The organism is Paraglaciecola sp. G1-13 (genome assembly GCF_055809255.1).
Genome location: NZ_CM147903.1, coordinates 2559741 through 2573309 on the forward strand (window position 1 = coordinate 2559741; position 13569 = coordinate 2573309).

Below are 13569 nucleotides of genomic sequence, written 5' to 3' on the forward strand. Positions count from 1 at the left end.
CCTTTATCAATGCGACGCGTCGATGTCTGCTAATGGTGTTTCAAGTGGATTGTACAATCAGCGCTGAGGCTTTGCTTTCAGGGCTAATCAAAGGCTCACTGCCATGCACTATGTACTCAAAGCACCATTAAGGTTATAAAGACTGTGCAAGCGCATCGTTAATTTCATTATGTGTTTGGCATTGTAAACCGTCTTGTTGGTGATAAGAAACGACTCTTTGACGCTTACTGACCACTTCACCCACGATGATAAGCGCAGGCCCAGTAAATTGGCGACATACTAAGCGCTGTGCGATGTTTTTTACCTGCCCGATGCACACCTGCTGCTGAGCACTGGTGGCTTTATCGATTATCGCCACTGGCAAATCAACAGGTAAACCATGCGACTGCAGCTGTTGCATAATCGATTCAACCCGTCGCAATCCCATATAAAATACCAGGGTTTCAGCGTTTTTACCTTTGGCATCTGGCATAGCGCCATTAACCAAACTTTGCCAATCTGGCTGTAACGCAGGATCTTTTAAATGCGCAGTAATAAAGCGCACTGACTGAGCGCAATCCCTGTGGGTTAACGGTATTCCCGCGTAAGCAGACGCGCCAGATGCCGCGGTAATGCCAGGTACTATGCTAAATGGGATCTGATGCTTGGTCAGTAAGTCACATTCTTCAGCCGCTCTAGCAAATATGGCAGGGTCACCGCCTTTTAAGCGCGCAATGGTTTTGCCCTCTTTAGCCACACTGACTAACAGTTCGCTTATCTGTGTTTGGGTCATGCTATGTTCGCCGCACTTTTTACCCACAAAACGACGCTCTACATGTGCTGGGATCATGTCTAGAATATCCGGATTGACCAGCCAGTCGTACATAACCACATCGACACTTTGCAGTAGTCGATAGGCCTTAACCGTCAGTAGTTCTGCATCACCAGGGCCAGAGCCAATAAGGTGAACATGCCCTACACCATGTTGGGCATTAGCCTTATTTGCGCTGTCATTTAGGTTTTTAAGCCCAGTGCGTAACCCTGCATTTAGTCCTTTAAGCGCATCCAATGAGCGCGCTTGTGGCGAGTTCAGATTGATTTTAAAAAGTTGCGCCACAAATTGACTCAATGCCTGTGGCAAAAGACTATTTACATGTGAAATAACGCTGGTTGGCGTGTTCATAATTGGGTCTCCACAGCGATACGTTCACCGCTAAATGTCATCTGATTTTGTTGAGTATTCTCTGAGGGCGAAGCGCCATTCACTGCGGCTAAAACAGGCGTTTGGCGGGCGCTATTTGCATTGTCATGCTCGTATTCGTGAGCATTGATCAACTGTTGTAACTCGCTTTTACACGACCCGCAGTTTGTGCCGCATTTTAGCGTTTCGCCTAATTCATCAACGCTGTTACAGCCTCTGGCTATTGCTTCATTGATCGGGTTGATGCCCACTTTAAAGCAGCTACAAATTAAACGTCCTTGGTTAAATTGCTCGTCTGGCTCGCCACGTAGCAAGGCGGTTGTTTGCTCTACGTTCAAGCTGTCAGCTGCGAGTAAAGCACTTAGCCATGGCGCGTTATCCTCTAGGGTATGTACGTCACTAAATGCAGCAAACTGTAATCTATCACCCATTAATGCGTATGCGCTTTGCTGAGTATCGCCTTTGCGCGCAGCCCAAATATACTTATTGCTGATACTTGTTTGAATAAACTCTTTTAAATCAAAGGCCAGACTGTCGTTTTCAACCCGCGGCGAAGGAATTCGACCGTGAGCAAACGTCAGCATCTCACCGCCCGCTATCTTGGTTAGGCGCCAATAATCAAATGTCGAGCACAGCTTGCTTATTACGGCTTGGCGTTGCTCATGGCTGCCCTGAAGGTGCTGCGTAATAAAGATGTGACCATGATGGAAAAACTCGACTTTTAGCGCGTTAATCGCAGCGTGTTTTAATTCAGGTTGGCCAGAAATAGGGTCGTTGGCGTCTGTGTATAAATGGCTGATATTCGCGGCCGCATTGTTTTGCTCGCTCCAGTGAATGGGTGCGAAAAACTCACCGTTACGCTGACCTTCATCTATTTTAACCGGTAACATCACTTGACTAAGACTGGTGCTGACTTGTGAGGATAAGGCCAACAAGTCGCCTTCTTTTACCTGTAACTTAGAAGCATCAACACTGTTTAATGCCACGCTAGCATGGGCCACGTGGCTGGTTAGATCGGCACTGGCACCTGTGCGCGTCATGGTGTGCCACTGATCGCGAACCCGCCCGCTGTTAAGCACAAACGGAAATTCGGTTGTGGTGGTTTGTTCAGGGGCTTTAGCCTCAATAGCAATGAACTGGGCTTTTTGACTCGCGGTGAAAAAGCGACCATCGGTAAACATGCGCTTTACCCCATCAGGGTTGGCTTTATTCACCGGCCATTGAATGGGAACAAGGTTGTCGTACTGTTTTTGCGTTAGCCCGCATAAACCAGATAAATCAAGATCTCGGCTTCCGTTATTCTGCTCTGCCGTTAAGCCGCAATACTCGTCGAAAATTTCACTCGGGTCTGTGTAATTAAAACCGTTGCTGAAACCCATTTTTTTGGCCACGTCACAGATAATCTGCCAATCATGACGTGCTTCCCCTGTGGGCGGTAAAAAACCCCGCTGGCGGGAAATTCTGCGTTCTGAGTTAGTAACCGTACCGTTTTTCTCTGACCAACCTGTGGCAGGCAATACCACGTCAGCCATAGCGATGGTGTCATTGTTAGCCACGCAATCTGAAACCACCACCATTTCACATTTGTTTAAAGCGGCTTTAATTTTATGCCTATTGGGCATGCTCACCATAGGGTTCGTTGCCATTACCCAAACGGCTTTAATCTTGCCTTGTTCGATGGCATCAAACATATCCACCGCTTTCAAGCCAATATCAGGCACGATGGTGGGTGACTGCCAGTAGTTTTGCACTAGCGCTCGATGCTGTGCATTACCTATATCCATGTGACACGCCAACATATTGGCAAGCCCACCCACTTCACGACCGCCCATCGCGTTTGGCTGGCCCGTGATGGAAAACGGTCCGCAACCTTCACGACCTATTTTGCCCGTGGCAAGATGGCAATTGATAATCGCATTGGCTTTATCAACACCGCTGCTAGATTGGTTTACACCCATTGAATAAAAGCTGATTGCTGACTCACTGCCTGCAAAGAGCTGATAAAACTGTTCAATCAAGGTTTGATTAACATCACAATATTCGGCAACAGCCTTAAGAGTCCAACTTTCACAGGCGGTAATGGTGGCATCGAATCCCTCGGTGAAAGCGGCAATGTAATCTGAATTGAGGTGTTTATGTTGCTCAAGATAGCGAACTAGGCCATTGAATAACGCTACATCGGTGCCTGGTTTAACGGGTAAGTGTAAGTCTGCGGCCTCACAACTTGCGGTGCGCCGCGGATCAATGAACACCAAACGCATATTCGGGTTGAGCTTCTTCGCCCGCTCAATACGTTGAAACAATACTGGATGTGTCCAAGCGGCATTTGAGCCCACAAGCACCAATAATTCTGTTTGCTCTAAATCTTCATAGCTACAAGGTACGGTATCAGCACCAAACGCACGTTTGTAGGCAGCCACTGCAGATGACATGCACAAACGTGAGTTGGTATCTATGTTGCCGCTACCGATATAGCCCTTCATTAATTTGTTGGCGACGTAATAATCTTCGGTCAATAGTTGCCCTGACACGTAAAATGCGACTGAGTCTGGTCCGTGCTCCTCAATAAGGCTGGCAAATTTGTTGGCTACGGTGCTGATAGCAGCATCCCATTGAGCCCTGTGGCCATTAACCATAGGAGTCATGAGTCGACCTTGCTTAACGTTGGTTTGGGCCAACTTACTGCCTTTAACGCATAAGCGCCCAAAGTTAGCTGGGTGGCTAGCCGTGCCCTGAACGCTAACAAGTTGTTCGCTGTCACCCTCGACGTTACTGGTAACGTCTACACCACACCCTACTCCGCAATAAGGGCAAGTTGTGGTGCTTAGCTTTGAACACGCTCCTTGAACTGAGGACTGAGAAGCGCTTGTTGGGTTTATCATGTAGTAGGGCCTTTTGAAAAATTAACTTATAGGCTGCATCAAGGTGGCATTACGCCACCGCTAGTTGCACCTTGTCGCCCTCAACACGCACGTCATAGACACTGACTTTACGCGCTTCATCGTCTAGGCATTCACCGCTTGTTAAACAGTAACGCTGCTTGTATAAAGGCGAAATAATCACAGTTTTATCTGCCACTGAACCAATCAAACCGCGATACAACACATTTGCTTTACCAATAGGATCCCAGTTACTGATGGCATAAAAGTGTACTTCGCCTTTCTCTCGTACTTTAAAAATGGCCACTTGTTGCTCTTTCACTAACGCACACACGCCTGAGTTATCAACCAAATCATTAAGGTGACAAATATCTGTCCAATTTTGTTCTGTGCTCATAACTGACTCCTTACGCCAACTCAACAACATCGATAATTTGCTCTGTGCCTTTGCCGGATTTAGCAAGGGTCTCTAGTTCCGCTTCCGTAGCGGGTCGAATTTGCGCACGCTCTTGTACAAACACGACATTTTTATCGCTCTGTTCGCTGTTGACGAATTGACGGAAACGTTTGCGTGAAGACTCATCTTCAATGGCTGTTTTCCACTCACATTGGTAAGTATCTTTGATGTGTTGCATTTGTTTCTCGAGCTCTTCGCCTAAGCCTAGGGAGTCGTTGATCACCACATCTTGTAAATACGCTAACCCGCCTTCTAGATTCTCTAACCATACTGAGGTGCGCTGTAAACGATCCGCAGTTGCCACGTAAAACATCAACACGCGGTCAATATATTTAACTAAGGTGGCGTCATCTAAATCAGTGGCAAACAAATCCGCATGGCGAGGTTTCATTCCACCATTACCACATACGTATAGGTTCCAGCCGTTTTCAGTAGCAATAACCCCTATGTCCTTACTCTGGGCTTCTGCGCACTCGCGAGTACAACCTGACACACCGAATTTTATTTTGTGCGGCGCACGTAGACCTTTATAACGGTTCTCCAGATCGATAGCCTGACCCACAGAATCTTGTACACCGAAACGACACCAAGTACTGCCTACACAAGACTTAACGGTACGCAGTGATTTCGCATAGGCATGACCGGTTTCAAAACCGGCAGCAATAAGGGCTTCCCAAATAGGCGGAAGTTGTTCAACTCGCGCGCCGAACAAATCGATACGTTGGCCACCTGTGACCTTGGTATACAAGTTGTATTTTTTCGCAACTTGACCCAATACAATCAGTTTATCAGGGGTAATTTCACCGCCGGCAATACGTGGCACGACCGAGTAGGTCCCGTTTTTCTGCATATTGCCTAAATAAGTATCATTGGTGTCTTGCAAGGCTACGTGAGGCTTTTCTAACACGAAGTCATTCCACACCGAGGCCATAATTGAGCCCACAGCAGGCTTACAAATTTCACAGCCTAAACCGTGACCGTGTTTTTCAATCAACTCGTCAAAGCTTTGAATTTTTCCGACTTTAACCATGTGATAAAGCTCTTGGCGCGAATAAGCAAAATGCTCACAGATGTCCTTTTTCACTTCTACGCCGCGTTTGCCCAATTCACTGTCGACTACGGTTTTCAGTAACGCCGAACACCCACCGCAACCAGTGCTGGCTTTAGTGCATGATTTAACACTGGCTAAATCGCAGGCTCCGCCATCAAAAGCAGCAATAATGTCGCCTTTTGATACATTGTGACATGAGCAAATGGTCGCCGTTTCAGGCAGCGCGTCTGCGCCTAAGCCACCTGCTGGCGCATCACCTGAGGCAGGTAAAATCAAGCTTTCAGGATGCTCAGGTAAATCGATGCCATTTAACGCATATTGTAGAAGCGTGTCGTAGTCACTGGTGTCTCCGACCAAAACGGCGCCAAGCAGCACACTTTGCTCATGGTTAACCACCATTTTTTTATACACGCCATCAGGCTGATTTTCATAAATGTAGGTTTGCGCTCCAGGTATGCGAGCATGTGCATCACCAATAGAGCCCACTTCAACGCCCATCAGCTTGAGCTTGGTGCTCATATCTGCGCCTAAAAATTCTACATCGCCACCTGTTATATGACTCGCTGCAGCGCGCGCCATGGTGTAGCCTGGGGCAACTAAGCCAAAAATAAAGTTATTCCATAAGGCACATTCGCCAATAGCATAAATATCTGGCTCGGACGTTAAACAGTGATTATCAACCACGATACCGCCGCGTTCACCGATTTTAATCTCATATTGGCGTGCTAGCGTATCCTGTGGCCGGATACCTGCTGAGAACAGGATCATGTCGGTCTCTAAAAAATCCCCATCGGCAAAACACATGCGATAACGACTTGTTTGACCCGCTTCAATACGCTGTGTGGCTTTTTGGGTGTGAACTTGCACGCCTAGGGCTTCAATCTTGTCTTTTAATAGACGACCGCCGCCTGTGTCGACTTGAACCGCCATTAATTGCGGAGCAAACTCCACAACGTGAGTTTCAAGACCAGCCTCTCGCAATGCGTTCGCCGCTTCTAAACCCAATAAGCCGCCCCCCACAACCACACCGGTTTTGCTCACTTTAGCTGAAGCGCTGATATCCTCTAAATCTTCAATGGTGCGGTACACCAAGCAATGAGGTTGATCGTTCCCCTCAATTGGTGGCACAAACGGATAAGAGCCAGTGGCCATGATGAGTTTGTCGTAAGCGAAAACCTGACCGGATTTGGTTTTAACAAACTTACCTAGCTTGTCAATATCGACCACTGCGGCATCAAGGTGAAAATCAACACCTAATGCTTCATAGTGTGCTGGCGTGGTTAACGCGAGATCGTCCGCTGTCTTGCCTGAGAAATATTCCGACAAATGCACTCGGTCGTAAGCGAGTCTTGGCTCAGCTGATAACACAGTGACTTTATAAGTAATAGAAGGGTCGGTTTTGCCGTGGTTAGTGATTTGCTCAACAAAATGGTGGCCCACCATTCCGTTTCCTACCACGACTATATTGACTGTATTTGCTGACATGTTGGTCCCCTGAACGAAGTGTTTACTCAACTAATTTTGCCCATAAAAAAAGCCCACGCGACTGAGTGCTAACAGTCTGAGTGGGCTTCTTTGCCTGTTCCATGCTTGGCGCTAATTGCCGGCACAGTACATAAATGTATTTATCGCGAACGGTATTCGCTATCTAAAACGAGTTCAGTTAAATTAATGCAGGATCACTGCCAAGTATTAATTCCTTATAATTCATATGGTTATAATTCACGATTTGGGATTTGCATTTTATGGCGCTTAATTTTGGTGCAAAGTACCTAAAATGGAGCAAACACCATGGGCTGCTTTACGTTAAGTTGTGTACAGAACACGGCCACCCTCGGATTAGATCATTCCCGCGAATTGCTGTTAAGTATCGATGGATTGCACATTGTTTGCCCAAACAGCCGTAAACAGCGGATTTTTGGTTCCTTTGTCTGCTTAAAAGCGGCACACTGAGCGATTAACAAATAGGTTATTTGTACTCATTAAGCGCTTTTTTGACTCAGTAAGCCCGACGAGTCCTAAGAAGCCGATTATATATCTCGTAAAGGAAGACTATTGAACATGTCATTATTTCGCTCGGCTTTTTACTCAGTTTCTGTACCACTCATTGCGGCCATCTCGATGTTCACCACCACGGTGGACGCCGCTTCAGTATGGAAGGTCACCTCTGGCGACAACAGCTTATATATTGGCGGCACTATTCATATCTTGGCCCCAGAAGATTACCCCTTACCCAGTGAATATGAAACGGCCTATCAACACGCTTCCACCCTAGTGTTTGAAACAGATATGACCGCGGTAAAAAGCGTTGAGTTTCAGCAAAAAATGTTAGGTATGATGACTTACACTGACGGCCGATCACTCAAAGACGACTTATCACAACAAAGTTACCAGAAACTCGAAACGCATTTAGCCCAGCGGGGTATACCGATTGCGCAAATGGCGGCAATGAAGCCGAGCCTTATCAGCATTACCCTGAGTATTATCGAACTGCAAAGCCTAGGCTTTACTAGTGAAGGCGTTGACCAATTTTACTCTGACAAAGGCACACACGCGGGTAAAACCATTCAATGGCTTGAAACCCCAGATGAACAATTGAGTTTTCTCGCCAATTTGGGTGGTGACGATAACGACGCCCTGATTGAATACACCTTGCGAGACATTAAGAAAATGCCCGTTTTAATAGGCGACATGCGCACCAGTTGGCGCGAGGGCGATATGCAAAAAATGGCGGACATCAGTATCGTGCCTTTTAAACAAGACTATGCACAAATTTACCAAGATTTGATTGTCACCAGAAACGCTAATTGGATGCCACATATAGAAGACATGCTAAAAACATCGAACGTAGAATTTATTATGGTCGGTGCCATGCACCTTGCGGGCGATGACAGCGTATTAAAGCAGTTAAAAGCGCAGGGCTACCGCGTAGAAAAATTATAGCGAAGCAGAAAACGGCCATTATTTATCAGGACACTATGCCCTCTATTACGCCCCCGACACTAACCAAAGCGCTCGCCTTGCGTTACGCGAGGCAAATTTTATTGCCAGCTATCGACCTTGATGGCCAAGAAGCCCTCATGGGTTCCAAGGTATTGATTATTGGTGTAGGCGGTTTAGGCTGCGCTGCTGCGCAATACGTTGTTAGTTCTGGTATTGGCGAAATCACCTTGGTGGATGATGACAAGGTTGAGCTGTCTAATTTACATCGCCAAGTTCTTCATCATGAACAAGACGTGGGCGTTAAAAAAGTCGATTCAGCGAAGACGAGTTTACTGGCCAATAATAGCCTGTGCGTTATCAACACCATTGATGAGCGCCTTGATGATAATGCGCTTAGCCAACACGTCAGCCAACATAATGTGGTGCTCGATTGCACTGACAATTTAGCCACTCGCCAGCAAATTAATAAACTGTGTTTCACTCATAAGGTGCCACTTATAAGCGGTGCAGCAATCCGCTTTGAAGGTCAAGTGAGCACCTACCTGATGGATAACCACAGTCCTTGTTACCAGTGCTTAAGTCAGGTTTTTCCAGAGCAGCAACTCAGCTGCATGGAAGCTGGCGTGATACCTCCGTTAGTAGGCGTTATAGGCAGCATGCAGGCATTAGAGGCGATTAAATATCTCACAGGGGCTGGCGAACTTCTCAATGGTATTTTGCAACTGTTCGATGCTAAATCTTCGCAGCTTCAACGCTTTTCTATCCCTAAAAACCCGCAATGTAGCATTTGTTCTAAAACGGGCTAATACAGCTCAATACACACAACAGCATTATATATTCATATACATAGCTGCTTGCAGTTTTATTTTATGTTTGGCCTTTCGTTACGTGGCCCTTGTCAGTAATATTGGTCGGCTAAGAAATTCCTCGAATAAGTAGTCTTTTATGATGATAACCAGTTGCGACACTCCAGGTTTGTTACCTTTATCACAGGCGCTAGATGCGATGCGCAGCGTTATTTCAGCCGTGACAGAGCATGAACAATGCGACTTAATGCAGGCTCGAGGACGTATTTTAGCCGAAGACGTTATTTCTCAGGTAAATGTTCCCCCTAGCGACAACTCCGCCATGGACGGTTATGCCATGATAGCTGCAGACTTGCAGCAACAAGATACCCTAGAATTAGTCGGCACTGCCTTCGCAGGTATTCCTTATGAAGGCACTGTGAATCCAGGTCAATGCGTGCGCATTATGACCGGCGCCATTATGCCAAGCGGGGCCGATGCCGTAGTGATGCAAGAAAATACCGCTGCGCTTGATGACCCCCCCCAACGCATTCAGTTTATGCAATCGCCTAAAGCCGGTAACAGTGTGCGAAAGGCAGGAGAAGATATTAGCCGAGGTGCGGTGGTACTCAACGCTGGCACACGCTTAACTCCCGCGCATTTATCTCTGTTGGCTTCTGTGGGAATTGCCACTGCGTCCGTAGTTCGTAAACTTAAGGTGGGCTTAATTGCTACCGGCGATGAATTGGTATCACCTGGCAATACACTTAATAGCGGGCAAATTTACGAAAGCAATCGTTATGCCCTGCACGGGATGCTAGAGGAGTTTGGCGCGCATGTGATTGATTTTGGCATAGTAGAAGACAAACCTGAAAGCCTACAACGCACCTTTGAAGAGGCTGACACGCGCTGTGACATTGTGCTTTCTTGTGGCGGCGTGTCCGTCGGTGATGCTGATTATGTGAAAGACGTTTTGCAAAGTATAGGCAGTGTTAATTTTTGGAAAGTGGCTATCAAGCCAGGCAAACCCTTCGCGTTTGGTCAATTAAGCAAAGCGTGGTTTTGCGGCCTTCCAGGCAACCCTGTTTCATCTTACGTTACCTTCGAGCAATTGGTGAAGCCGGTGCTTGAAACGCTAAGCGGGCAAACGCCGAGCATGGCTATGTTATTAAATGCCACCGCAGACTGTGATATACGCAAAGTCCCTGGGCGCGCTGATTATCAGCGAGGTATATACCGTTCGGGCGAAAACGGCCAATTGTTCGTCAGCCCCAACGGCAAACAAGGCTCAGGCGTAATGAGCAGTATCGCTCATGCTAATTGTTACATCGTGCTGGCGCAAGATGCTGGCAGTATCGAACAAGGCAGCACTGTACTTATTCAACCCTTTACCTCATTGGCTTATTAAGTGACCCTAAAAATCGAATTCAAAGCCCTTGCCCATTTGGCTTGGCCCTTATTAATTGCCCAAGTAACCCAAACGTTAATGGGCGTATCTGACACCATTATGGCGGGGCGCTTTTCCGCTACCGATATGGCCGCTGTGGCCATAGGTTTTAGCTTTACTATGCCTATGCTCGTATTTATTCAAGGCCTAACGTTAGCACTGCCGCCCATTATTTCGCGCTTTAACGGAGCAAAACAACTAGATAAAGTCGCCAATGCCAGTTATCAAGTGATGTGGCTAGCACTGTTTTTTGCCCTACTGTCCTTGGTGCTCAGCACCTTTCTGGATTTTTTCTTTTCGCTAATTGAAATGGAAGCAGACCTTCGCGTGATCACTATCGATTATGTGCGATATGTACTCTACTCCATGCCGGCTTTTGCGTTATACCAAGTGTTACGCAATGTGTGTGAGGGCCTGTCTATCACCAAACCGAGCATGATCATTATGATTATTGGTTTGCTGGTGAATATCCCTGCCAATTACGTGTTTATTTACGGCAAACTCGGCCTACCCGCTTTTGGCGGTGCAGGCTGTGGCATTGCGACTGGCTTGGTGTTTTTGGCCATGATGTTTGCCACGTGGGTGTACACCCTCAATTCTAAAAAGTTACAACAATATGCGCTTTACACGCGTATTTTTGCTCCCAACGTTAAAGACATGTGGGCTAGCCTCAAATTAGGCTTACCCATTGCCTTGACTATTTTATTTGAGGTCACACTTTTTACTGTCGTCGCAATCTTACTGGCGCCTTTTGGCTCTACGATTGTCGCAGCGCATCAGGTGGCTCTGAATTTCTCATCGTTGATGTTTATGATCCCATTAAGTTTAGGTATGGCGACCAGTATCCGAGTGAGTCATCTACTGGGTGAAAACAATCCATCACAAGCTAAGATGGCTACCCGCGCAGCACTATTAATGGGGTTAACCTCTGCCACACTGACTGCCACTATGACCTATTTGGCCCGGGTTCATATTGGTGAGCTTTACAGCAACAACGCTGAAGTCATAAACATGGCGGCAGGTCTTATGTTACTAGCAGCCCTATTTCAGTTTTCAGATGCCATACAAGTGGTTTCAGCTACTGCGTTGCGCGGTTACAAAGACACCGCAGCCATGTTCTATCTTAGTTTTATTTCCTACTGGGTAATCGGCATGACGATAGGCTGCGTATTAGCCCTCACTGATTGGATAGTCCCGCGCATGGCCGCAGCAGGATTCTGGATAGGCTTTATTTGCGGGTTAACCTCAGCGGCAATTTTGCTGGGCCTTAGGTTGCGCCACGTGCAGCGCCGCCAAGAAAACATGCCTGTTGAAATAAGCATTTAACCCGTTCTACAGCCACCTATTGTTACTCACTTTAGGTGGCTGTGATGATAAGGAAATACAATATCCGCTATCGTGAATAGTTCCCCATTGCATCGGATTGGCTTAACGATTATTGTTTAAATAATCGCCCATCCACTAAGCCCCGTCATGAAAAACCTCTTTAGTCTGTTCATACTTACCTGCGTTTTCAGCTCAGGCGCACTGGCTTTTGATAAAGCCAAGTTAGATAAATACATAGAAAGCCTAGATACCCATGACAAGGCCATGTTCAGTGTGGCTGTGGTGCAAAATGGCCAACCTATTTATCAAAAATCCATTGGCTATGTAGATATCGAAACTAAGCAAGCCGCCAATAAGAACACTCAGTATCGTATTGGCTCCATCACGAAAGTATTCACATCCACAATGATTTTTCAGCTTATTGATGAAGGTAAGCTTGCATTAGATACCAAGCTCGCAACCTTCTACCCGCAAATCAAGAACGCCGAATTGATCAGCATGTCCATGCTACTTAACCATAGAAGCGGTATTCATAATTTCACCGATACCCCTGATTACGAGCAATACATGACTAAAGCTAAAACCAAAGCTGAAATGGTAAGCTTGATTGGATCGTTAGACAGCGATTTTACACCAGACAGCGCGGCCAGTTATTCAAACAGCGGCTACGTACTACTGGGGTTTATCATTGAGGACATCACAAATGATAGCTACGAAAATCAGTTACATAAGCGAATTACCGCTAAAGTAAACCTGAACAGAACGACATTTGGCGGACCCGTTAAGCCGTCAGATAATCAAGCTCACTCTTATAAACATGCAACAAGCGAATGGGTCGCACATTCAGAAACTGACATGAGTATTCCATATGGGGCTGGCGCTATTATCTCTACCTCGACTGAAGTCGGGATATTTATCGAAAATCTGATGACTGGCAAGCTTACCTCAGCAAACTCACTGGCGAAAATGAAAGAGCTTAATCAAGGTTATGGGCGCGGACTGTTTGCATTTCCGTTTCATGAAAGAATCGCTTACGGACACACAGGAGGAATTGACGGATTTACCTCTCACACTGGCTACATTGGTGACGATGAGGTTGTTTTTACCTTGACCTCTAACGGTATGAACATGTCAATGAACGATATCAGCATTGCCATTTTAAGCATCTACTACGATATGCCGTTTGATTTACCTGACTTTGGTCAAAAAGCCATTACCTTAACCGAAAGAGAATTAAGCCAATACCAAGGTGTGTTTTCGTCAAAACAAATAGCGCTTAACATTACCCTCAAAACCGATGGGGCTATTCTGACAGCACAAGCCACCGGTCAGAAAGCATTTAACCTAACGTCCTATTCCAGCACTGATTTTCGTTTCGATCCGGCGGGAATAAAAATACAATTTGCCACTCAAGGGGAAAAGGTTGATTACACCACCTTTGCGCTCAAACAAGGGGGCGGTAAGTACACGTTTATCCGCGAGTGATGCCCTAACAACGAAA

Annotated in this window: 9 protein-coding genes; 5 read left to right on the top strand and 4 right to left on the bottom strand. The window is 46.5% G+C overall.

Features of this window, described 5'->3' with window-relative positions; translation table 11 throughout:
- Positions 1 to 133 precede the first annotated feature (133 nt).
- The 4 genes from cobA to nirB are packed head-to-tail and all read right to left on the bottom strand — an operon-like array spanning position 134 to position 7052.
- Positions 134 to 1162, bottom strand: a complete 1029-nt coding sequence (gene cobA, locus AC0L6N_RS10785) for a uroporphyrinogen-III C-methyltransferase (RefSeq protein ID WP_473481173.1) — start codon at positions 1160 to 1162, stop codon at positions 134 to 136.
- Entirely contained in the window at positions 1159 to 4062 is a 2904-nt protein-coding gene (locus AC0L6N_RS10790; protein ID WP_473481175.1) for a nitrate reductase, read from the bottom strand. Before AC0L6N_RS10790 ends, cobA begins: the two co-directional genes overlap by 4 nt.
- Positions 4063 to 4111: 49 nt before the next feature.
- Positions 4112 to 4456, bottom strand: coding sequence for a nitrite reductase small subunit NirD (nirD, locus tag AC0L6N_RS10795; protein ID WP_473481177.1), 345 nt, complete (start codon positions 4454 to 4456; stop codon positions 4112 to 4114).
- A gap of 10 nt (positions 4457 to 4466) precedes the next feature.
- Positions 4467 to 7052: a nitrite reductase large subunit NirB gene (gene nirB, locus AC0L6N_RS10800; protein ID WP_473481179.1), complete on the bottom strand. Its 2586-nt coding sequence runs from the start codon at positions 7050 to 7052 to the stop codon at positions 4467 to 4469.
- Positions 7053 to 7628: 576 nt separating this feature from the next.
- On the opposite strand from nirB, the gene AC0L6N_RS10805 reads away from it, so the two are divergent.
- The 5 genes from AC0L6N_RS10805 (at position 7629) to AC0L6N_RS10825 (ending at position 13553) form a co-directional block, all read left to right on the top strand.
- The gene (locus AC0L6N_RS10805; RefSeq protein ID WP_011575317.1) at positions 7629 to 8510 is read left to right on the top strand and encodes a TraB/GumN family protein; all 882 of its coding nucleotides are present in this window, start codon (positions 7629 to 7631) and stop codon (positions 8508 to 8510) included.
- Positions 8511 to 8545: 35 nt separating this feature from the next.
- A complete protein-coding gene (gene moeB / locus AC0L6N_RS10810) occupies positions 8546 to 9316 on the top strand; it encodes a molybdopterin-synthase adenylyltransferase MoeB (RefSeq protein ID WP_473481181.1) in 771 nt (256 codons plus the stop codon).
- 142 nt (positions 9317 to 9458) lie between these two features.
- The gene (moeA, locus tag AC0L6N_RS10815) at positions 9459 to 10703 is read left to right on the top strand and encodes a molybdopterin molybdotransferase MoeA (protein WP_473481313.1); all 1245 of its coding nucleotides are present in this window, start codon (positions 9459 to 9461) and stop codon (positions 10701 to 10703) included.
- The gene (locus AC0L6N_RS10820) at positions 10704 to 12068 is read left to right on the top strand and encodes an MATE family efflux transporter (RefSeq protein ID WP_011575320.1); all 1365 of its coding nucleotides are present in this window, start codon (positions 10704 to 10706) and stop codon (positions 12066 to 12068) included. It begins immediately after the preceding gene.
- 147 nt (positions 12069 to 12215) lie between these two features.
- A complete protein-coding gene (locus AC0L6N_RS10825) occupies positions 12216 to 13553 on the top strand; it encodes a serine hydrolase domain-containing protein (RefSeq protein WP_473481183.1) in 1338 nt (445 codons plus the stop codon).
- The last annotated feature ends 16 nt before the right edge of the window (positions 13554 to 13569 follow it).